The 20,525-nt window shown below is 64.4% G+C and carries 19 protein-coding genes; 12 read left to right on the top strand and 7 right to left on the bottom strand.

Features of this window, described 5'->3' with window-relative positions:
- Positions 1-25 precede the first annotated feature (25 nt).
- On the bottom strand, positions 26-829 hold the full coding sequence (locus AC07SZ_RS25710) for a FadR/GntR family transcriptional regulator (RefSeq protein WP_494916400.1): 804 nt from the start codon (positions 827-829) through the stop codon (positions 26-28).
- 208 nt (positions 830-1,037) lie between these two features.
- Between AC07SZ_RS25710 and AC07SZ_RS25705 the strand changes: the two genes are divergently transcribed.
- The 4 genes from AC07SZ_RS25705 (at position 1,038) to glcF (ending at position 6,736) form a co-directional block, all read left to right on the top strand.
- The gene (locus AC07SZ_RS25705) at positions 1,038-2,360 is read left to right on the top strand and encodes a DUF3422 family protein (protein ID WP_494916399.1); all 1,323 of its coding nucleotides are present in this window, start codon (positions 1,038-1,040) and stop codon (positions 2,358-2,360) included.
- 273 nt (positions 2,361-2,633) lie between these two features.
- Entirely contained in the window at positions 2,634-4,130 is a 1,497-nt protein-coding gene (locus tag AC07SZ_RS25700; RefSeq protein ID WP_494916398.1) for an FAD-linked oxidase C-terminal domain-containing protein, read from the top strand.
- Between the two features lie 64 nt (positions 4,131-4,194).
- Entirely contained in the window at positions 4,195-5,400 is a 1,206-nt protein-coding gene (locus AC07SZ_RS25695) for an FAD-binding protein (RefSeq protein ID WP_494916397.1), read from the top strand.
- 10 nt (positions 5,401-5,410) lie between these two features.
- Complete coding sequence (glcF, locus tag AC07SZ_RS25690; protein ID WP_494916396.1) at positions 5,411-6,736, top strand: glycolate oxidase subunit GlcF; 1,326 nt, start codon at positions 5,411-5,413, stop codon at positions 6,734-6,736.
- Between the two features lie 10 nt (positions 6,737-6,746).
- Here glcF and AC07SZ_RS25685 read toward each other — a convergent pair whose 3' ends face one another.
- Together AC07SZ_RS25685 and AC07SZ_RS25680 are read right to left on the bottom strand one after the other, a co-directional pair.
- Complete coding sequence (locus tag AC07SZ_RS25685; RefSeq protein WP_494916395.1) at positions 6,747-7,667, bottom strand: bifunctional 5,10-methylenetetrahydrofolate dehydrogenase/5,10-methenyltetrahydrofolate cyclohydrolase; 921 nt, start codon at positions 7,665-7,667, stop codon at positions 6,747-6,749.
- Positions 7,668-7,931: 264 nt separating this feature from the next.
- Positions 7,932-8,672 carry a L,D-transpeptidase gene (locus AC07SZ_RS25680; protein ID WP_494916394.1) on the bottom strand — a complete coding sequence of 247 codons (741 nt, stop codon included), beginning with the start codon at positions 8,670-8,672 and terminating at the stop codon, positions 7,932-7,934.
- Positions 8,673-8,885: 213 nt separating this feature from the next.
- On the opposite strand from AC07SZ_RS25680, the gene AC07SZ_RS25675 reads away from it, so the two are divergent.
- Positions 8,886-9,524, top strand: a complete 639-nt coding sequence (locus AC07SZ_RS25675) for a DNA-3-methyladenine glycosylase I (protein ID WP_056565261.1) — start codon at positions 8,886-8,888, stop codon at positions 9,522-9,524.
- 3 nt (positions 9,525-9,527) lie between these two features.
- On the opposite strand, the gene AC07SZ_RS25670 is transcribed toward AC07SZ_RS25675, so the two are convergent.
- The gene (locus AC07SZ_RS25670) at positions 9,528-9,863 is read right to left on the bottom strand and encodes a hypothetical protein (protein WP_320411993.1); all 336 of its coding nucleotides are present in this window, start codon (positions 9,861-9,863) and stop codon (positions 9,528-9,530) included.
- A 169-nt stretch (positions 9,864-10,032) separates the two neighbouring features.
- Between AC07SZ_RS25670 and hisS the strand changes: the two genes are divergently transcribed.
- From hisS to AC07SZ_RS25650, 4 genes are all read left to right on the top strand, one after another.
- Complete coding sequence (gene hisS, locus AC07SZ_RS25665; protein ID WP_494916393.1) at positions 10,033-11,526, top strand: histidine--tRNA ligase; 1,494 nt, start codon at positions 10,033-10,035, stop codon at positions 11,524-11,526.
- Between the two features lie 11 nt (positions 11,527-11,537).
- Entirely contained in the window at positions 11,538-12,659 is a 1,122-nt protein-coding gene (locus AC07SZ_RS25660) for an ATP phosphoribosyltransferase regulatory subunit (protein WP_494916392.1), read from the top strand.
- Positions 12,656-13,354 (top strand): ATP phosphoribosyltransferase, encoded by a 699-nt coding sequence (hisG, locus tag AC07SZ_RS25655; RefSeq protein WP_056565255.1) that lies wholly within the window; start codon positions 12,656-12,658, stop codon positions 13,352-13,354. The genes AC07SZ_RS25660 and hisG overlap by 4 nt, the downstream gene beginning before the upstream one ends.
- Before the next feature lie 100 nt (positions 13,355-13,454).
- Complete coding sequence (locus AC07SZ_RS25650) at positions 13,455-15,227, top strand: AMP-binding protein (RefSeq protein ID WP_494916391.1); 1,773 nt, start codon at positions 13,455-13,457, stop codon at positions 15,225-15,227.
- A gap of 41 nt (positions 15,228-15,268) precedes the next feature.
- On the opposite strand, the gene AC07SZ_RS25645 is transcribed toward AC07SZ_RS25650, so the two are convergent.
- A complete protein-coding gene (locus AC07SZ_RS25645; protein WP_494916390.1) occupies positions 15,269-16,177 on the bottom strand; it encodes a LysR family transcriptional regulator in 909 nt (302 codons plus the stop codon).
- A gap of 79 nt (positions 16,178-16,256) precedes the next feature.
- Here AC07SZ_RS25645 and AC07SZ_RS25640 point away from each other — a divergent pair, with 79 nt between their 5' ends.
- The gene (locus tag AC07SZ_RS25640; RefSeq protein ID WP_056565247.1) at positions 16,257-17,087 is read left to right on the top strand and encodes a class I SAM-dependent methyltransferase; all 831 of its coding nucleotides are present in this window, start codon (positions 16,257-16,259) and stop codon (positions 17,085-17,087) included.
- 12 nt (positions 17,088-17,099) lie between these two features.
- Positions 17,100-17,624, top strand: a complete 525-nt coding sequence (locus AC07SZ_RS25635; RefSeq protein WP_494916389.1) for a DUF8737 domain-containing protein — start codon at positions 17,100-17,102, stop codon at positions 17,622-17,624.
- A gap of 41 nt (positions 17,625-17,665) precedes the next feature.
- Here AC07SZ_RS25635 and AC07SZ_RS25630 read toward each other — a convergent pair whose 3' ends face one another.
- Together AC07SZ_RS25630 and AC07SZ_RS25625 are read right to left on the bottom strand one after the other, a co-directional pair.
- Positions 17,666-18,352 (bottom strand): TetR/AcrR family transcriptional regulator, encoded by a 687-nt coding sequence (locus tag AC07SZ_RS25630; RefSeq protein WP_494916388.1) that lies wholly within the window; start codon positions 18,350-18,352, stop codon positions 17,666-17,668.
- A 103-nt stretch (positions 18,353-18,455) separates the two neighbouring features.
- Positions 18,456-19,400: a nucleoside hydrolase gene (locus AC07SZ_RS25625; RefSeq protein ID WP_172374378.1), complete on the bottom strand. Its 945-nt coding sequence runs from the start codon at positions 19,398-19,400 to the stop codon at positions 18,456-18,458.
- Positions 19,401-19,503: 103 nt separating this feature from the next.
- On the opposite strand from AC07SZ_RS25625, the gene AC07SZ_RS25620 reads away from it, so the two are divergent.
- Positions 19,504-20,517 (top strand): isopenicillin N synthase family dioxygenase, encoded by a 1,014-nt coding sequence (locus AC07SZ_RS25620; RefSeq protein WP_494916387.1) that lies wholly within the window; start codon positions 19,504-19,506, stop codon positions 20,515-20,517.
- Positions 20,518-20,525: the final 8 nt, after the last annotated feature.

The following is a 20,525-nucleotide window of genomic DNA, read 5'->3' as shown; positions in this document are numbered from 1 at the left end:
GATGGTCCCCGCTTGATCGAAATGACTAGGAGCGTCTGCGTGCTGGTTCGCTATCGCCGGCTTCCGAACGCTGCCGCAGCCTCAGCCGCGACACCCGTTGCCAGTCGCCGCTGCGCTCGGCCTCGGCCATGGACCGCTCGACATAAATCATGTGGTCCATCGCCGCCTGCCGGGCCGCCGTGGGATCGCCGGCCTTTACAGCGGCATGGATTGCCTTGTGCTGCGCAAGCAGCGCCTCGCGCGCGCCGGGCACGCTGAACACCAGCAGCCGGTTCTGGAACACGCCTTCCGACAGCAGCCGATAGCAGGAGCGCAGCGTGTGCAGGAGCAGTATATTGTGCGCGCATTCGCAGATTGCTTGATGAAACTCGACGTCGATTTCAGCCTCGTCGTCGAAATCGCCGGTGCGGTGCGCCTCGTCCATGCGCGCCATGATGTGGTCGAGCAGCGCAAGGTCCTCCGGGGTGGCGCGCCGCGCCGCATATTCGGCGGCGATGCCCTCGATCTCGCGGCGGTATTCCAGATAATCGGTCACCGCCTTGCGATGCATCGAGATCAGGTCGGCCACCGGCTTGGTGAACAACTGGCCGATAATGTCGGCGACATGCGTGCCGCCGCCGGCCTTGGTCGTCAGCAGCCCGCGCCCTTCGAGGGCCTTCAGGGCATCTCGCAGGATCGGCCGCGACACGTCGAACTGGCGTGCCAGCTCGCGCTCGCCGGGCAGGCGATCGCCCGTGCGCAGCACCCCTTCGAGGATGAGGCTCTCGATTTGCTGCACGACCTCGTCGGCGGTGCGCGAATGCTCAATCCTGGAAAAAATGTCGCTCAACGGAATGCCTGGACGGTGAACCGGTGTCGCATAGGATAAAGCCTGCGTCGCCAACTGGTCAAATTATTTATCCAATTGGTCGAAGCGCGTCGGTTTCACCGCTCGGCGCTCTGTGATCTTCGGCTAAACTTGCTGTTTGCGTCGTCAGGCGATTGGCCCTAGAGGGACGCGAACGCAAGAGGGTTCAGAGAAACCCGGGGGACAAGCCGTGTCAGACGACCCGTCCAATCTCGAGTTCCAGCCACGCGCCAAGGGCAGCGTCATGGGTTTTCCCGCGCATGAGGGCCGGCCCGGCGCACTCGGCGAGGTCCACGCCCGGCCGCATCCGCTCATTGAAAAGCCGCGCGTCCTCGTGCAACTCGCCTTCATGACGGAGGGCGGCTCCGGCGTCGACCACGCCGTGCTTTCCGAACTGTCGCGGCGCCTCGGCATTGCCGCGCCCGATCGCCAGGCCCGCCACCATGCGATGAAGTGGGGCAAGGGCTCGCTGCGCTGGGAGCGGCATACGGAATTCTCGACCTATCTGTGGGAAGGGCCGCTTTCTGAGAATGGCAGGACCCAGGAGGATTCGCCCTTCGGCAACGGCTTTTCGCCGCCGGGAACCGTCATCTCGGGCATCCGGCTCGAAATCCGCAGATGGACGCAAGTCAGCGAGCGGCTGATCGCGGCTTTCGACCCGACCAGCCTGTGCTACTCGCTGGTCGAGCGCGGCAACGCGGCAATCGTCACCGATTTTCGCCAGGATGGCGACGGCATGACCCGTATATTGGTGCTTGATCGCGGGCTGACGCCGGCCCGCACCGGGGCGCTGTCGCAGCGGCTGATCGACATCGAGACCTACCGCACGCTGGCCATGCTCGGGTTGCCGCTGGCCCTGACCCTGTCGGGCCGCGCCCGCCGCATCGAGGACAGGCTGGCTCAGACCACGCTGGAAATGAAGGTCGCCGAGACCCGCGACAGCCAGACGTTGCTGGCGGACCTGACCGAACTCGCCGCAGAACTGGAGGCGGACGCCGCGTCGAGCCTCTACCGTTTCGGCGCCAGCCGCGCCTATGACGGCATCGTCGTCGAGCGGCTGGAAGCGCTCGAGGAAGAGGCCGTGCCGGGCTACGACACCTGGGGTGGGTTCCTGCAGCGCCGCGTTGCGCCAGCAATGCGCACCTGCCGTTCGGTCGAGGAGCGCCAGGCCAATCTGTCACGAAAGCTGACCCGTGCCACGACGCTGCTGCGCACCTGGGTCGATGTCGAGGTCGAAAAGCAGAACCGCGACCTGCTCGCCTCGATGAACAACCGCGCCCGCCTGCAACTGCGCCTGCAGCAGACCGTCGAAGGTCTTTCGGTCGCCGCCGTCTCTTATTACGTCGTCGGCCTCATCGGCTATGTCGCCAAGGGCGCCTCGGTCTTCGGCCACGCCTTCGCGCCGGAGGTCGTCACCGCCGCTTCGGTGCCGGTGGCCATCCTGCTGGTCTGGTGGGGCGTGCGCCGCGTGCGCCGGATGCATTCCGAGCCGTCGAAGCACCCAGGCGAGTAGCGGCTGCCTCACTCTCCCCCTTGTGGAAGGGTCGGCTCATGGTCGTAGCGAAGCGAAGATCGCGAGCCGGGGAGATGCTTCATGAAACGCCGCGCTGACCCCCAGCCCGCTCGCTAGGTTCGCGACCCCGCCACAAGGAGGGGGAAACAGCGGCAGATTGCCGCTACGGAAGCTTCTCACGCGCCTTGCACGAGTGTCTTCACGCCGCGGCATTTGCAACCGGCTCGCTTAACTGGTAAAAGATATTGACCAGTAAAGCGAATGGGGCTGCTGATGTCCGGCCTGGCCATGCCGAAACCAGACGACGCCACGATGCGCCGGCGCGACGAGATTGTCGCGGATATGCGCATCATCGTGCCGGGCGAGGGCGTCGTTGACGCGACCAATCAAATGCGCGCCTTCGAGAGCGATGGCCTGACCGCCTATCGGCAATTGCCGCTGGTCGTCGTGCTGCCCGAAACGGTGGCGCAGGTCTCCCGCGTGCTGAAATACTGCAACGACCGCAACATCCGCGTCGTGCCGCGCGGTTCGGGCACCTCGCTGTCCGGCGGCGCGCTGCCGCTGGAAGACGCGGTCCTGCTGGTCATGAGCCGCTTCAACCGCATCCTTGCCATTGACTATCCCAACCGCACCGTCGTCGCCCAGCCGGGCGTCACCAATCTCGGCATCACCATCGCCGTCGAGCAGGAGGGTTTTTATTACGCACCCGATCCGTCCTCCCAGGTCGCCTGCTCGATCGGCGGCAACGTCGCGGAGAATTCCGGCGGCGTGCATTGCCTGAAATACGGCCTCACCGCCAACAATGTGCTCGGCATCGAGATGGTGCTGATGAATGGCGAGGTGGTGCGGCTGGGCGGCAGCCATCTCGACGCCGAGGGTTACGACCTGCTTGGAGTCATGACGGGTTCGGAAGGCCTGCTTGGCGTCGTCACCGAGGTCACGGTCCGCATCCTCAAGCGGCCGGAGACAGCGCGCGCGCTGTTGATCGGTTTCCCCACCAGCGAGCAGGGCGGCCAGTGCGTTGCCGACATCATCGGCGCCGGTATCATTCCGGGTGGCATGGAAATGATGGATCGGCCAGCGATCCATGCGGCGGAGGATTTCGTCCATGCCGGCTACCCCCTGGATGTCGAGGCGTTGCTGATCGTAGAACTCGATGGGCCGGCCGTCGAGGTCGATCATCTCATCACCGAGGTCGAGGCTATCGCCATCCGCAATGGTTCCACCACCTGTCGCATCTCGCAATCCGAGCAGGAGCGGCTGACTTTCTGGGCTGGGCGCAAGGCGGCTTTCCCCGCCGTTGGCCGCATTTCGCCCGACTACTACTGCATGGACGGCACCATCCCGCGCAAGGAGTTGCCGCGCGTGCTGGCCGGCATGCGCGAGCTGTCGGAAAAATACGGGCTTGGCGTTGCCAACGTATTCCATGCCGGCGACGGCAATCTGCATCCGCTGATCCTTTACGATGCCAATGTGCCCGGTGAACTCGACAAGGCCGAAAGCTTTGGCGCCGATATCTTGCGTCTCTGTGTCAAGGTCGGCGGCGTGCTCACCGGCGAGCATGGGGTGGGGGTCGAGAAGCGCGACCTGATGCCGGAAATGTTCAACCAGGCCGATCTCGACCAGCAGATGCGCGTCAAATGCGCCTTCGATCCCAACCATCTGCTAAATCCGGGAAAAGTGTTCCCGCAACTGCGCCGCTGCGTGGAGCTGGGGCGCATGCATGTGCATCGGGGACAGGTGGCGTTCCCGGATATTCCGAGGTTTTGAGGATGGCCTATCAGAACGGGGGTTCCTCGCCCCGCAATGCGGGGGCGAGGAGCCAGGGACGGCCATGACCACCTTCACCCCGACCACGTCAGAAGAAGTCCTGTCCTCCGTTACCTCAGCGGTGGTGGAAGAGACGCCGATCGAAATTCTTGGTCACGGCTCCAAGCGCGGCATCGGCCGTCCGCTGCAGACGGAGCACACGCTTGACCTGTCGAAACTCACCGGTGTCACGCTTTACGAACCCGCAGACCTGGTGCTGTCGGCAAAGGCCGGCACGTCGCTGGCCGAGATCGAGAAGCTGCTGGCCGAAAACGGCCAGCAGCTGGCCTTCGAGCCCATGGATTACGGCCCGCTGCTCGGCGGCGAGCCGGGCAAAGGCACGATCGGCGGCGTGCTGGCCGCGAACCTGTCCGGGCCGCGCCGGCTGAAGGCGGGGGCGGCGCGCGATCATATCCTCGGCATCAACGTCGTCTCCGGCCGGGGTCAGGCCTTCAAGTCCGGCGGGCGCGTGGTCAAGAATGTCACTGGCTATGACATGTCGAAGCTGATGGCCAACAGCTGGGGCACGTTGGCCGTGTTCACCGACGTTACCTTCAAGGTGCTGCCGGCTGCCGAAACCGAGGTGACGCTCGCCGTGCGTGGCCTGCTTGACGATGCCGCGGCAAGCGCCATGGCCTTGGCGCTTGGCTCCAGCGCGGAAGTGTCGAGTGCCGCCCATCTGCCCGAGAGGATCGCCGCGCGCGTCGCGGGAGGCACGCTCGGCAGTGAAGCCGCCACCTTGCTTCGGGTCGAAGGTTTTGGCCCGTCCGTCGCCTATCGCGTCGCCGCGCTGAAGACGCTGCTCGGCAAGGCCGGGCCGCTGGAGGAGATTTCGGGCGAGGCTTCCCGGCTGATCTGGCAAGATGTGCGCGATATCAGGCCCTTCGCCGACGGCAGCGAGAAACCGGTCTGGCGGGTCTCGATGACACCTACCCAAGGTCACCAGATGGTCCTGACACTGCGCATGCAGGCCGCCGTCAGCGCCTTCTACGACTGGCAGGGCGGACTGGTGTGGTTGCGCATGGAAGAGGGCGACCCGGAAGCCGCTCTGCTGCGTGGACTGTTGCGCAAACATGGCGGCGGCCATGCGACGCTGGTGCGCGCCGCTCCCGCTCATCGCGCCGCCCTGCCGGTATTCGAGCCGCAGGCGCCAGCACTGGCCGCGCTCAGCCAACGGCTGAAGCAGGAGTTCGATCCGAGGAACCTCCTCAATCCCGGCCGCATGGCCTAGGAAATCAGCGATGCAGACCAATTTTTCACTTGCCCAGCTTGCCGATCCGCATGTCGCGGAATCGGAGAAGATACTGCGCAAATGCGTGCATTGCGGCTTCTGCACCGCCACTTGCCCGACCTATGTGACGCTGGGCAACGAGCTCGATTCACCGCGCGGGCGCATCTACCTGATCAAGGACATGCTGGAGAACGGCCGCCCAGCCGACAAGGAGATCGTCACCCATATCGACCGCTGCCTGTCGTGCTTGGCCTGCATGACCACCTGTCCGTCGGGCGTCAACTACATGCACCTGGTCGACCATGCGCGCGCTCACATCCAGGAAACCTACAAGCGGCCGCTGCTCGACCGCCTGACCCGCGCCATGCTGGCCTTCGTTCTGCCCTATCCCACGCGCTTTCGCGCCGCGCTCAGACTGGCGAAACTGGGAAGGCCTTTCATTGGTCTGTTCGAGACAATCCCGGCGCTGAAGCCATTTGGAGCGATGCTCAAGCTCGCGCCGATATCGATCCCGGCGGCTTCGCCGACGGCCACGCCGGGCATCCATGCCGGACAGGGGGCAAAAAAGGGTCGCGTCGCCATCCTCACCGGCTGCGCGCAATCGGTGCTCGATCCAGCCATCAACGATACGACGATTTCGCTGCTCACGCGCCTCGGCGTCGAGGTCGTGGTGCCGCCGGGCGAGGGCTGCTGCGGCGCGCTGGTCCACCATATGGGGCGGGAAGAAGCAGCCCTTGCCTCGGCAAGGCGGAATGTCGACGCCTGGACGTGCGCCATCGACCAGGGCGGGCTCGACGCCATCATCATAACAGCATCCGGCTGCGGCACGACGATCAAGGACTACGGCTTCATGCTGCGCCTTGATCCGGCCTATGCCGACAAGGCCGCGCGTGTGTCGGCGCTGGCCAAGGATATCACCGAATATCTGGCCGGTCTCGACCTGCCCGAGCCGGTGCGCAAGCCGGGCACTGTCGTCGCCTATCACTCGGCCTGCTCCATGCAGCACGGCCAGAAGATCGTCCGCCAGCCGAAGGAACTGCTGGCCAAGGCCGGCTTCATCGTGCGCGAGCCACGCGAGGGCCATCTGTGCTGCGGCTCGGCCGGCACCTACAACATCCTGCAATCCGAGATTTCGGCCAAGCTGCGCGACCGCAAGGTGAAAAACATCGAGGCGACGGGAGCTTCCATCGTCGCCACCGGCAACATCGGCTGCATCACGCAAATTGCCTCCGCCGCCAGGATGCCGGTGGTGCACACGGTAAAACTGCTCGATTGGGCCTATGGCGGGCCAAAGCCGGACGGCGTTCTGGACGAGAGCCCGATCGCCGCCGAGTAGGGGCCGGCGCTTATTCCGCCGCGAGCCTGTCCGCGGTGCCGTAGGTCGCCTCGTAGAGCGCGCGCTGGCGGCTGAGCGCCACCATCGTGTTGCGCAGCAGGATCGCGACCGTGATCGGACCGACGCCGCCCGGCACCGGCGTGATCCAGGAGGCGACTTCACGCACGCTTTCGGTGTCGACGTCGCCGACGATGCGGCTCATCCCATCCGGTCCGACCTCGGAATTGATGCCGATATCGATGACGGCCGCACCTGGCTTCACCATGTCGGCCTTGATCAGCCGGGGTTTGCCCACCGCGACGAACAGCGCGTCGGCACGGCGCGCATGTGCGGCGACCGACCGCGTCATGTGATGGCAGACCGTGACCGTCGCGCCTTCGCTCATCAGCAGGAACGCGATTGGCTTGCCCACGATTTCCGAATGGCCGACGATGACGACTTCCAGCCCCTTGAGGTCGAGGCCGGTTTCCTTGAGCAGTTCGACCGAGGCCGCCGCCGTGCAGGGCGCCAGATCGAGCTGGTTGTAGACGATGTTGCCGATCGAGGCCGGATGCATGCCCTCGACGTCCTTCAGCGGATGCACCGCCGCCTGCAGCGTCTTGATCGGGATATGGGCGGGCACCGGCCGTTGGATGATGATGCCGGTGACGCGTGGATCCGCGTTCAGGCCGTGGATGGCGGCTTCGAGTTCACCCGCGGTGATGGTGGCGGGAAAACGCCGTTCCTCGAAATCGATGCCGGCGAGCTGAGCCTTGGCGCGCTGGTTGCGCACATAGACGTCAACCGCGTCGGTATCGCCGACGGTGATCGAGATCAGCTTGGGCGGAAAACCCTCGGCTTTGGCGATTGCCGCATCCTCGCGCACGGCGGCGATGATGCGCTGGGCAACCGGGCCGCCCTTGAGGTAGCGGCTGTCATCGGACAGGGACATGGATGAACTCTTTCTTTCGTTGGCGCCGACATAGCAAAAGAACATCGAAGATGGCAGCACGAAAGCGAACCGCCATGCCTTTTGCGCGACGCAACGACGCGGGCCGTGTCGCGGGCACCCGACGCCGATCAAAAAAGATAAGGGCAGCGCGGTCTCCCGCACTGCCCTTCTCGACCGACCGCATCCCCATACGGCCCGTCCCCCGTTATTCCTTCCAAATTCCGGAAACGACGTATTTCCCGGTCAGGTGATTCGCTGGAGCTATTATATCACCTCGACCGTTGTTCCGACATTGACCCGTTCGTAGAGATCGACAACGTCCTCGTTGCGCATGCGGATGCAGCCCGACGACACCGCTCCGCCGATCGTCCACGGCTGGTTGGTGCCGTGGATACGGTATTCGGTCGTGCCGAGATAGAGCGCACGGGCGCCGAGCGGATTTTCGATGCCGCCGGCCAGGTAGGTCGGCAGATAGCGGCCCTTGGCGGCCTCGCGCTTGATCATTGCCGCCGGCGGACGCCAGTCCGGCCACTCGCGCTTGTTGGTGATCTTGTGTGTGCCCGACCATTCGAAGCCGGGCTTGCCGGTGCCGACGCCATAGCGCCGTGCCTTGCCGTTCTTCTCGACCAGGAAGAGGAAATTCTGCGTCGTATCGATGACGATCGTGCCCGGCTTCTGCGGGCCGTCATAGGCGACTTCCTGCGGCAGGTAGACCGGGTTGATCTGTGGGCGCATCACTATGCGCTTGGCCGGCGGCTGCACGGCGGCCGTCTGCACCCGGTCGGGCTGTGCCGGTTGCGCGGTGCGCAGGCGCGGCTGCTGCACGATTTGGCGGCTCTGCCGCACGATGCCGGGCGCGCGGCCAAGCTGCAGCACCCAGGGGGCGGAAAGATCGGGGCTCACCATGACCGGCGGCCTGTCGGCATAGCGGTCGCCAGCGGCCGAGGGGGTGACGCCGGCAAATACAGCCACGGCGCCGAGCACGGAAAACAAAACTCTCTTCATCGGGAACGCACCTTGATCGTCTGATACAACCGGGTGGAAACGCTCCCGGTTCAGCGATCATTGGCGCGCAAGCAGCAACCGAAACATGAATCGGAATGCGTAAAATGCGGTTCTGCCAGTAAACCCTTTGGTGTGGTTACCGCCCGGTTCAGGAATCTGGTAAAGCCACGGTAAAAGCGGCGCGGAAGCGCGTTAACGGATGGATTTTTCGCAATGAGCAATGAAAACACCGGCCTGCTTGCCGGTCCCGACGGTGTCGCGCGCTGCTTCTGGCATGGCAACCTGCCCGATTATCTCCATTACCATGACCATGAATGGGGCCGGCCGGTGGCCGATGACCGCAGGCTGTTTGAAAAAATCTGCCTCGAAGGCTTCCAGTCGGGCCTCTCGTGGCTGACCATATTGCGCAAGCGCGAGAATTTTCGCGAGGCCTTCGCCGGCTTCGACTTCGACAAGGTCGCCGCTTTCACCGACAAGGATGTCGAGCGCCTGCTCGGCAATGCCGGCATCATCCGCCATCGCGGCAAGATCGTCTCGACCATCAACAACGCCAAGCGCGCCCGCGAGATGGTGGACGAGTTCGGCTCGCTCGCCGCCTGGTTCTGGAAATTCGAACCCGGCAAGGAGGAGCGGCCCAGAATTGTCGATCTCGCCCATTTGCGTGCCAATCCGACCACGGCGGTGTCGGTGCGGATTTCGAAGGAATTGAAGAAGCGCGGCTGGAGCTTTGTCGGCCCGACCACGGTCTATGCCTTCATGCAAGCCATGGGCCTGGTCAACGACCATCTCGAAGGTTGCGTCTGCCGCAAGCAGGTCGAGAAGGAACGGAAGGCTTTCAAGCGGCCGAAGTGACGTTCAGGTGCCGTTGGCGCTGGCCAGGAAAAGTCCGGCAATGATTGCCACCACCGTCGCCACCGTCGGATAGATGACCAGCAGTCCGGTCACCAGCGCTTCGCGCAGGGAAGTCCCGTTGTCGGTGGCGGCCGGCACATCGAACGGGCCCGCAGCCTGGCCAAGCACTTTCGGTGCATGGATGCCCGCCGGGCGCAGCCGCGCCGGCAGCGCGCCAGCGTCGCCATCGGCATGGAATTTCACTGCGCTGGTCATATTCCCGAACCCCTTCATGTCGATGCGCTGTATCGGCTCCGATTGTGTCGGTACGATGCCGCGCTCATGGCGCGATTGTTTCATTTTCCGTGCGTTTTTGTTTCACGGAAGTTCGCTTCTGTCTTCTCTTGATCCGGGCTGGTCCGAGGCGGCGACCCTTGCCGCTCTGGGCTTCATCGGTTAGGACACGCGCGTTGCGAAAATCGCAACATTGTTGACCTGCAAGCATCACGAAACTCCGGGCAAGCATCTCATGGCCGATAAATCGGAAAAGACGAAAGCGCGGCTGCCGCGCGGTTTTGCCGACCGCAGCGCCGAGGACATTCGCGCCGTCGAGAAGATGATGGCGACGATCCGCTCGGTGTACGAGCTCTACGGCTTCGAGCCCGCCGACCAGCCATTGATCGAATACACCGATGCGCTCGGAAAATTCCTGCCCGACCAGGACAGGCCCAATGAAGGCGTGTTCTCGTTCCAGGATGATGACGACCAGTGGCTGTCGCTGCGTTACGACCTGACCGCGCCGACGGCGCGTTTCGTCGCCGAGAATTACGAACGCCTGCCAAAACCCTATCGCAGCTACCGCTCCGGCTGGGTGTTCCGCAACGAAAAGCCCGGCCCCGGCCGCTTCCGCCAGTTCATGCAGTTCGACGCCGACACGATCGGCACGCCGGGTGTCGCCGCCGACGCCGAAATGGCGATGATGATGGCCGACGTGATGGAAGCGCTCGGCATCAAGCGCGGCGACTATGTGATCCGGGTCAACAACCGCAAGGTGCTCGATGGCGTGCTGGAGGCAATCGGCCTCGGCGGTGATGAAAATGCCGGACGCCGCCTGACCGTGCTGCGCGCGATCGACAAGCTGGACAAGCTCGGCCCGGAAGGCGTGAAGCTTCTGCTTGGGCCGGGGCGCTGGGATGGCGGCAAGGAAGGCGAGGGCGATTTCGCCAAGGGTGCCGGCCTGGATGACAAGCAGGCCGAGGCGGTTCTTCTGGCGACAGCGCGCAATGCACAGGGCCAGGATGCCAGCGTCAACGCCAACGCGACTTACCAGGAAGGCGTTGGCGAACTCGCGACGATCGAAGCCCTGGTCCGGGCCGCCGGATACGGCGAAGATCGCATCGCCATGGACCGCTCCGTCGTGCGCGGCCTCGAATATTACACGGGCCCGGTCTTCGAGGCCGAGCTTCTGGCCGAAATCCCCAACGAGGACGGCCAGATCGTGCGCTTCGGCTCGGTTGGTGGTGGCGGCCGCTATGATGGCCTCGTCTCGCGCTTCCGTGGCGAACCGGTGCCGGCGACGGGCTTCTCCATTGGCGTTTCCCGGTTGATGACGGCGCTGAAGAATCTCGGCAAGCTCGACAGCGCTGATGTGATCGCGCCCGTCGTCGTGCTGGTCATGGACAAGGATACCGAGAGCCTCGGCCGCTACCAGAAGATGGTGGGCGAATTGCGCGCGGCCGGCATCCGCTCCGAAATGTATCTCGGCGGCGCCGGGATGAAGGCGCAGCTCAAATATGCCGATAGGCGCGGCTGCCCGGTCGCAATCATCCAGGGTGGCGACGAGCGCGCCAAGGGCGAGCTGCAGATCAAGGATTTGATCGAAGGTGCGCGCATGTCCGCCGAAATCACCGACAACGCCGAATGGCGCGCCGCCCGCCCGGCGCAAGTCACGGTGGCGGAAAGTGAACTGGTCGCCGAGGTGAAGAAGATCCTGGTGGCGCAGGCTGCCGATCGCGCGAAATAAGAGCGCGGCCAGTGACCTCGCGCTATCCCGCCATTGCAGCCGACATCACCAGCCTCTTCGCCGCGCGCGACACGCACGCGGTCGAGGTTGCCGTCCTGCAGCCGGCGGACCCGTTCCTTGACATGGCCGGAGAGGATCTGCGGCGCCGCATCTTCCTCACCGAAAGCGAGACCGGGCAAACATTGTGCCTGCGGCCTGAATTCACCATTCCGGTCTGTCTCGACCACATAAGCTCGCAGGCCGGCACGCCGCGCCGCTATTCCTATCTGGGCGAAGTGTTCCGCCAGCGTCGCGAAGGCGGCAATGAATTCTTCCAGGCCGGCATCGAGGATCTTGGCGACCGCGACACGGCGCAAGCCGATGCCCGCTCGGTGGCCGATGCGCATGCGCTGCTGTCGCTGGTGCTGCCCGGCCAGCCGCTGACGGTCACGCTCGGCGACCAGGGCATCTTCGAAGCGGTGCTGGCCGCACTCGGTCTGCCGCGCGGCTGGCGCATGCGGCTGGCCCGTGCCTTCGGCTCGGCGCCGATGCTGCAGGCGGCACTTGCCGATCTCGCCAACCCGCCGCGCAACGGCCAGCTCTCAGGCGATGTCGCCGCCCTTGTCCTCGATGGCGATCTCGAAGGTCTCTCGATCCACATCGCAGGCGGCATGGAAGAGGCTGGGCTTTCGGCAACGGCCGGGCGCTCACCCTCCGACATTGCGCGGCGATTGATCGAGAAGGCCGAATTGCGCAGCGTGAGGCTGTCGAATGAGGCCTTCGCGGCATTGAAAAGCTTTCTGGCGATCGACGTGCCACTCGATGGCGCGGCTGAGGCGCTGGAGACCTTCGCCGCTGGTGCCGGGCTTTCACTGGGTGCCGCGCTGGAAAAATTCGCCGCCCGTGCCCGGGCGATCGAGGCGCATGGCTTGCCGGCAGGAAACATCCGCTATGACGCCGCCTTCGGCCGTCCGCTCGATTACTACACTGGTGTGGTCTTCGAAATCGCGGCGCAGGATAGCGAGCGCCCCTTGGCTGGCGGCGGCCGCTACGACCGGTTGCTGACATTGCTTGGCGCCAAGACGGCCATCCCCGGCGTCGGCTTTTCGGTTTGGCTCGACCGCATCGAGGCGTTGCGGGAGACGGCACCATGATCACCTTGGCCATTCCGTCGAAGGGCCGGCTGAAAGAGCAGGCGCTGGACGTGCTGGCCAGGGCCGGCCTCGCCATCAGCCTGCCCGGCGACGAGCGCAAATATCACGCCCGCGTCGAGGGTCTGGACAATGTCGAGGTCGCCTTCCTGTCGGCGTCCGAAATAGCGGGCGAAATCGGCCAGGGTGCGGTCGATCTCGGCATCACCGGCGAGGATTTGGTGCGGGAAAACCTGGCCGACTGGGAAGCGCGCGCGGAAATCGTCGCCCGTCTAGGCTTCGGCCATGCCGACGTCGTGGTGGCCGTGCCCGAGATCTGGCTCGATGTCGACACCATGGCCGACCTCGACGACGTTGCCGCCGATTTCCGCCAGCGTCATGGCAGGCGGCTGAGGATTGCCACCAAATACTGGCGGCTGACGCAGCAATTCTTCTCGCAGAAGCACGGCATCCAGGTCTATCGCATCGTCGAAAGCCTGGGGGCCACCGAAGGCGCGCCGGCGGCCGGACTTGCCGATGTCATCGTCGACATCACCACGACCGGTTCGACGCTGCGGGCCAACCACCTCAAGGTGCTGGGCGACGGCGTCGTGTTGAAGTCGCAAGCCTGTCTGGTCGCATCGAAGAAGGCGCGTGCCACAGGCGACGAAGCCATCTTGCGCGACATCGTCACGAAGATGGCGGCGGCGGTCGGGTAACGATCGCTCCCCTCCACGGAACAAAACTCCAGTACCATCGACGGGATTTCCACCGTCCCGGCAGGCTGATAGGCTGGATGCGGCCTGTGAGGAGACAGCGATGCCGGTCAATCTCGACGAGCTGAAGAACGCCACCAATCTGCGCGGCCGCGGCGCGCGCGCCGGCAGCGTCTTTATCGCACCCGTCGATGGCAGGGCGCATGTCTCGGGCGAGCGCAAGGTACCGCTGCTCGACAAGACCATTCCGGCACTTTTTTCCGACACCGCCAGCAGATACGCCACGCAGGATGCCGCCGTTTTCGTCGGCCAGGACAAGCGCTTCACCTGGAGCGAACTGTCGGACACGGTGGATGCGCTGGCCGCCGGCTTCCTGGCGCTCGGTCTCGAAAAGGGTGACCGCGTCGGCATCTGGTCGCCCAACAGGTGGGAATGGCTGGTGACGCAGTTCGCCACCGCCCGCATCGGCCTGATCCTGGTCAACATCAACCCGGCCTACCGGCTGACCGAACTCGAATATGCGCTGAACAAGGTCGGCTGCAAGGCGCTGGTGACGGCCGCCAGTTTCAAGACCTCGGACTATCTCGGCATGATCGAGACGCTGGCGCCGGAGATTGCCAAGGCGACACCGGGCAAGCTCAAGGCAAGCAAATTGCCGTCGCTCAGGATCGTCATCCGCATGGGCGACGAGAATTCGCCAGGCATGTTCAATTTCGCCGACGTGCTGGCCATGGCCGGCCGCGACGAGCATGACAGTCTCGACCGCATTTCAGAGGGACTGAAGCCGAACGATGCGATCAACATCCAGTTCACCTCGGGCACGACGGGCGCGCCCAAGGGTGCGACGCTGACCCATTTGAACATTGTCAACAACGGCAATTTCGTCACCTCGGCGATCAAGCTCACCGTCGACGACCGGCTCTGCATCCCGGTGCCGCTCTATCACTGCTTCGGCATGTCGATGGGCACGATGGGCTGCGTGTCGAAGGGCGCGACCATGGTTTTCCCGGGCGAGGGTTTCGATCCCGGCGCGACGCTGAAGGCCGTGGCGCAGGAGCGCTGCACCGGCCTTTATGGCGTGCCGACCATGTTCGTCGGCATGCTCGATCATGCCGATTTCAGCGCCTTCGATCTCTCCAGCCTGCGCACCGGCATCATGGCCGGCTCGCCATGCCCGATCGAGGTGATGAAAAAGGTGGTGTCGCTGATGCATATGTCTGAGGTGACCATCGCCTACGGCATGACCGAGACCAGCCCGGTCTCCTTCCAGAGCGGCGTCGACGATCCGCTGGAAAAACGCGTCTCGACGGTTGGGCGCATCCACCCTCATGTCGAGGTCAAGGCCGTCGATTCCGACGGCGCCACCGTTGCCGTCGGCGCGCCGGGCGAACTGTGCACGCGCGGCTATTCGGTGATGAAAGGCTATTGGGACGACGAGGACAAGACCCGCGAGGCGATAGACAGCGACGGCTGGATGCACACCGGAGACCTCGCCACCATCGATGCCGAGGGCTATTGCAACATCGTCGGACGGGTCAAGGACATGGTCATCCGCGGCGGCGAGAATGTCTATCCGCGCGAGGTCGAGGAGTTCCTCTATCGCCATCCCAAGGTCAGGGAAGTGCAGGTGTTCGGCATTCCCGACCAAAAATATGGCGAGGAACTGTGCGCCTGGATCGTGCTCAAGCCCAGCCAGATCGCCACCGAACAAGAGATCAAGAACTTCTGCGCCGGCCAGATCGCGCACTACAAGATCCCCCGCCACATCCGCTTCCGCACCGAATTGCCGATGACGGTGACCGGCAAGCCGCAGAAGTTTCTGATGCGCCAGGCGATGGTGGAAGAGCTGGGGCTGGTGGCGCAGAAGACGGCGTGAGCAGGGGGGAAGCGCCGAGGGCTTCGGCATCGTTCCTTACCTCACATTTCGGATTTGAGGTGATCGATGAAGGCGCGCAGCTTGGGCAGGATCTGGCGTTTGCCCGGGTGATAGAGGAAGACGCCGGGCGTCGTGGCGGAGATGCCTTCCAGCACCGGCTTGAGTTTTCCCGCGGCGATCGGATTTTCGGCGACCGGTCGAGGGATCTGCGCCAGCCCTACGCCTTGCATCGCGGCCCCCAGCAATGTCGGATAGTCATGCGCGATCAGCGGGCCTGAGACCGCCGCCTCGATCGTTCCATTGCCGTCGACGAAGGACCAGGGCGCGATGGCGCCGTTCGAGCGGCGCAAGCGCAGGCAGGCGTGGTGGCGAAGGTCGTCGACGCGCTCGGGGCGGCCGCGGCGCTTGAGATAGTTGGGGCTGCCGACAACCACGAACGAGAATGCCGGAGTGAGCCGTACCGCGATCATGTCCGGTGCGATGAACTGGCCGAGGCGGATGCCGGCATCGAACCCGCCGGTCGCCAGGTCGACCATCTCGTCGCTCGCGGCGATCTCCAGTTCGATCTCGGGATAGGCTCGGCAGAACGAGGCGATCATCGGCTCCAGGATCAACGGCACGACGGCGCGCGGGACGGACAGGCGCAGCAGGCCGGTCGGGCGCTGGCCGAGATCACGCGCGGCCCCGCCGGCCGCAACGATCTCCTCGAAGGCGGGGCCGGCACGGTCGAGGAACCGCTGACCGGCCTCGGTCAGGCCGACGCTGCGTGTCGTGCGGACAAACAGCGCCGCACCGAGCCGCGCTTCCAGCGCGCGCACCGCCTGGCTCACGGCCGACGGTGTCACGCCGAGATCGGCGGCGGCGCGGCGGAAGTTGCGGCGCCTGGCGACAGCCAGGAACACCTCGACGCCGTCAAGCGCACCGTGCCGGATTGTGTAGTTCTGCTTCATGGGTTGTTGTGATTACAGCGGATAGTCGAACGATGGAAGCGGGTTTAGGTAAGAGCCCGAGAGACAGGAGCATCTTGCCATGACCAATGAACTTGATGGAGTGCGCGACCACTATCGCGCGACTGGCCTGACCGAGCGGCTGAGGGCGGTGCTGGCTGACCTCGGCCCGGAGGATCAGCTTCTCACGCCGCAGCAGCTGGGCGCCCTCGACCAGTTTCACACCCGCGGGCTTGCCGCGACGGCTGAGCTTGCCCAATTGGCTGATATCACCGCCGGCATGTCGGTTCTCGACGTCGGTTCGGGCGTCGGCGGGCCGGCGCGCTTCCTGGCTGCGACCTATGGCTGCCGGGTTACCGGCGTGGACCTCAGCGAGCCTTTCGTGGATGCCGCGCGCTATCTGACCGGGCGCACGGGGCAGGGTGGGCAGTTGTCGTTCCAGACCGCCAGTGCGCTGGAGCTTCCGTTCGATGACGGCTGCTTCGACATCGTGCTGCTGCAGCATGTGGCGATGAACATCTCCGACCGGGCGCGGCTGTACCGCGAGATTCGGCGCGTGCTGAAGTCAGGCGGCAGGTTTGCAACTTTCGATGTCGTGTTGGGCAGCGGCCAGCCGCACTATCCGCTTCCCTGGGCGCGAACACCGGCGACGAGCTTCCTCCTGACAAGCGACGCGACGCGCAAGGCGATCGAACCGGCCGGCTTCCATATGCTGGCATGGCAAGACGACACGGAGGCCGCCAAGGCCTGGTTCGCGCAGTTGCGTGCGTCTGGTCCGCCGCCGTCGCCAAATCTCGGCGTGGTGATGGGATCGGACTTTGCCGAGCTTGCAGCCAATCTGGGACGAAATCTCATGGAAAGCCGGCTCGGAGTCCTGACAGCGGTGTTCGAGGCCGCATCGACCAACAGTTGACAGGAGACCGCAATGTCGACGGAAATCCTTTTCCAGACCCATCTCGTTCTGGGTTATGTCGCGTGGCTGCTTTGCTTCGCTGCGTATATCTGGCCGTGGCTGAGCTCGATCGACCGCGTCGCGGCGCAACGCGCGATCGCCACGCTGCACAGCTTTCGCTTCTTCGGGCTCGTCTTTATCCTTCCGGGCGTCGTCAGCCCAGACCTGCCCGCCAGCTTTGCCACCTTCGCCGCTTATGGCGACTTCGCAACGGGGGTGCTGGCCATGCTGGCGCTGCTCACGGTGCGGATACGCCAGCTCTTCCGGCCGTTCGTCGTCGCCTTCAATGTCGTCGGGGTGGTCGACCTCATCGTGGATTATTATCAAGCCATTCAGGCCGACCTCCCGGCCCATGCAGGATTGTTTGGCGCCACCTACGCCATCCCCGTCATCTACGTGCCGCTGCTGATGATCACGCACGTCACCGCATTCTATTTTCTGCTGCGCCCGCACCGGAACGCGACACGCACCGTCGCCAACGAGGCGACGGCTTCGTAGATTGTTTGGAGATCGGCTGGGCGTCCCGCAACCCGCCGCCGCTACGCCCCTTGCTGGCGACGGCCGGTCCGCATTTCGCTCGGTCGCGGCGCCGAACCCGGCTCCTGCACGAGCGGTCCAAGCAGCACCTTTCCGAACAGCGGCTGGTAGCTTCTGCGCACCGCCGGATCCTCCTTGAAGGACAGCGCGTACTGGCCGATCTGGTGGAAATAGGTGATGCGCGCCCTGACCAGGCTTTCATCCTCGGGATAGCCCATGGCGCGGAAGGAGCGGATCAGGAGCGCGATGCGCAGGTCGTCCATGTCCTTGACCTCCTGCGTCAGTTTCTTCGACGTGCGCGACCAGTCGCGTACCGCCAGGTCAAGCAGAGGGCTGAACGGCGCTTCGTCCACCCAGACATGCACGATGTCGGTGAAGAACTGCAGGCCGTCTATGTCGTGCATGTCGCGCATCGCCCAGAACGGCGCGCAATTGATGTCGCGCCATTCCTGCAGCAGGCTGTCGCGAAGGTCGGCCAGGCTGGCGAAGTGGAAGTAGAAGGAGCCGCGCGTCACCTTGAACTGTTGGGCGAGGCGGTCGATCTTGACCTCGCCGATGCCGCGCTTTTCCAGCACCTTGCGTGCCGCCGCGATCCAGGCCTCGCGACTCAGCGTCTGCCGCGCCGCCTTCGCAGGCGGGGCGGCTTTGGACGGTCTCTTGCCTCTGGCAGGGGTGCTGTCCGCTTTCATCTGATCAAGACCTTCATCGCCATGCCCAACGCCTGCAATCTGTTTGCCGGCTCCGATGCGCTTCGCGACTCTTCGAGTGTCCATCTATCGCGGAACGCCGGGCTCAGGGCAATGCGCTGATCCGCTCCAGCATGAGTTCGAAGAACGGCGCCGGGTCGATGCGCCGCAGCACGTTGCAGTTCTTGCGCCGGCCGGTCACGTGCCACCAGTCGACGACGGTCATGCCGATCGTCTCCGGCGAGACGATGTCGACCGTCACCGCGCACTGGCGCTGCTCATAGATCTGCGGCGCCAGCAGATAGCCGGTGACGCAGGCATCGTGGATGGGGCGCGCCGGCGTTTCGAATTTGTGCGTGCCGTACTGGCGGAAGAAGTCGGCCAGATTGGCCGCCTCGATCGCGGCGCGGCTGCCGGTGGCGCGCAGGCGGTCGAGCCACTCGGGCGTCATCAGCGCGGTGTAGGTGCAGTCTATGCCCGCCATGGTCACCGGCACGCCGCTGTCGAACACCTTGTGCGCCGCATGCGGGTCGACGAAGATGTTGAACTCGGCCGCGGGCGTGGCGTTGCCGCCCTGGAAGAAGCCGCCGCCCATCAGCACCACTTCGCGCAGCCGGGGCACGATCCTCGGCTCCATGGTCATCGCCATGGCGAGATTGGTCATCGGCCCGAGCGTGCAGACGGTCAGCTCGCCCTCCGGTGCATCCATGATGGTCCGCACCATGTAGTTGACGGCGTGTTCGTCCTGCAGCCGCGTCACCGGCTCGGGAAGGTCGGCGCCGTCAAGACCGGTTTCGCCATGGACATACTCGGCCGTGATCAGCTTGCGTACCATCGGCGCTGGGCATCCGGCATGGACCGGCACATCGGGCCGCCCTGCAAGCTCGACGACCTTGAGTGCATTCTTCGACGTCAGGGCCAGCGGCACATTGCCACCGACCGTGGTGATGCCAACCACGTCGAGCTCGGCCGGAGAGCCCAGTGCGAAAAGGATGGCGAACGCGTCGTCCTGGCCCGGATCGGTGTCGATGATGATCTTGCGTGGTGCCATGATGCCGCGACTCTCCTTTTGCCATCGAAAGCCTATTGATGAGGCCGTTCGGATGTGTAGAAATACAGTACTGTATCTTATGTTCAAGACAGGGTGTTCGAAAATGGATGCACAAGAGCGCGGCGATTTTTCCGAAATTCCGATCCTCGACGTTTCGGCGCTCTATGGCGACGACGAAGCCGCGATCCGGGCAACGGCGGCGACGCTGCGCCGCTATCTCGAGACGATCGGCTTCCTCTACGTGACCGGCCATCCCATTCCGCGCGCCGACGTCGAAGCCGTTCGCGAAGCCTCCAAGCGCTTCTTTGCCTTGCCCGACGAGGAAAAGGCGAAGCTCAAGATCGACAAGAATTTCCGCGGCTTCCTGCCCTTTGCCGGCTCGACCATCGTGACCTCGTCGGTGGCGACCGTCAGCAAGCCGAACCAGAGCGAATCGATCTTCTTCATGCACGAGGTCGGCGCCGACGATCCTAGGGCCCTGGCCGAAAAGCCGCTGCAAGGTCCCAACCAGTGGCCGGACGAGGCCACGGTGGCGGGCTTCAGGCAGACGATCGAGCGTTATGTCGATGAGATGGGCACGCTTGCCCGCAAGATGGTCCGCGCCATCGCGCTCTCGCTGGGACTGCCTTCCGACAGCCTCGACCGCTATTTCGAGCAGCCGACGACCTTTCTGCGGCTGCTGCACTATCCGACCCAGCCTCAGGAAGAAGGGCTCTTCGGTTCTGCGCCGCATACCGACTATGGCTTCATCACCTTGCTGGCTCAGGACAATGTCGGCGGCCTCGAGGTCAAGAACAAGGCGGGAGATTGGGTTCCAGCGCCCCCGGTCCCGGATTCCTTCGTGATGAATGTCGGCGACATCCTGGCGCGCTGGTCCAATGACCAGTTTGTCTCGACGCCGCACCGCGTCATCAACCGGTCGGGACTCGAGCGCTATTCGCAGCCCTTCTTCTTCGATCCCTCCATGGACGAGATCATCGAGGCGCTGCCGGTCTGCGTGCCGGCCGGCACGCAGCCGAAATACGCACCGGTGCTCTATGGCGACTATCTGATGGAGCGCATCGACAAGAACTACCACTATCGCAAGAAGAAGGCGGCCGAAGCGGCAGGCGCTTAAGCGAATGT

The organism is Mesorhizobium sp. GW821-FHT07A06 (assembly GCF_059419085.1).
Note: the sequence above shows the minus strand (reverse complement) of the source record. Positions and strands in the feature narration are given on the sequence as shown.

Bases quoted from the DNA above. Each gene is read 5' to 3' on its own strand.
- AC07SZ_RS25700 (WP_494916398.1), top strand. From the start codon at position 2,634: ATGTCCGGCCTGGCCATGCCGAAACCAGACGACGCCACGATGCGCCGG.
- AC07SZ_RS25695 (WP_494916397.1), top strand. From the start codon at position 4,195: ATGACCACCTTCACCCCGACCACGTCAGAAGAAGTCCTGTCCTCCGTT.
- glcF (WP_494916396.1), top strand. From the start codon at position 5,411: ATGCAGACCAATTTTTCACTTGCCCAGCTTGCCGATCCGCATGTCGCG.
- AC07SZ_RS25685 (WP_494916395.1), bottom strand. From the start codon at position 7,667: ATGTCCCTGTCCGATGACAGCCGCTACCTCAAGGGCGGCCCGGTTGCC.
- AC07SZ_RS25680 (WP_494916394.1), bottom strand. From the start codon at position 8,672: ATGAAGAGAGTTTTGTTTTCCGTGCTCGGCGCCGTGGCTGTATTTGCC.
- AC07SZ_RS25675 (WP_056565261.1), top strand. From the start codon at position 8,886: ATGAGCAATGAAAACACCGGCCTGCTTGCCGGTCCCGACGGTGTCGCG.
- AC07SZ_RS25670 (WP_320411993.1), bottom strand. From the start codon at position 9,863: ATGAAACAATCGCGCCATGAGCGCGGCATCGTACCGACACAATCGGAG.
- hisS (WP_494916393.1), top strand. From the start codon at position 10,033: ATGGCCGATAAATCGGAAAAGACGAAAGCGCGGCTGCCGCGCGGTTTT.
- hisG (WP_056565255.1), top strand. From the start codon at position 12,656: ATGATCACCTTGGCCATTCCGTCGAAGGGCCGGCTGAAAGAGCAGGCG.
- AC07SZ_RS25650 (WP_494916391.1), top strand. From the start codon at position 13,455: ATGCCGGTCAATCTCGACGAGCTGAAGAACGCCACCAATCTGCGCGGC.
- AC07SZ_RS25645 (WP_494916390.1), bottom strand. From the start codon at position 16,177: ATGAAGCAGAACTACACAATCCGGCACGGTGCGCTTGACGGCGTCGAG.
- AC07SZ_RS25640 (WP_056565247.1), top strand. From the start codon at position 16,257: ATGACCAATGAACTTGATGGAGTGCGCGACCACTATCGCGCGACTGGC.
- AC07SZ_RS25635 (WP_494916389.1), top strand. From the start codon at position 17,100: ATGTCGACGGAAATCCTTTTCCAGACCCATCTCGTTCTGGGTTATGTC.
- AC07SZ_RS25630 (WP_494916388.1), bottom strand. From the start codon at position 18,352: ATGAAAGCGGACAGCACCCCTGCCAGAGGCAAGAGACCGTCCAAAGCC.
- AC07SZ_RS25625 (WP_172374378.1), bottom strand. From the start codon at position 19,400: ATGGCACCACGCAAGATCATCATCGACACCGATCCGGGCCAGGACGAC.
- AC07SZ_RS25620 (WP_494916387.1), top strand. From the start codon at position 19,504: ATGGATGCACAAGAGCGCGGCGATTTTTCCGAAATTCCGATCCTCGAC.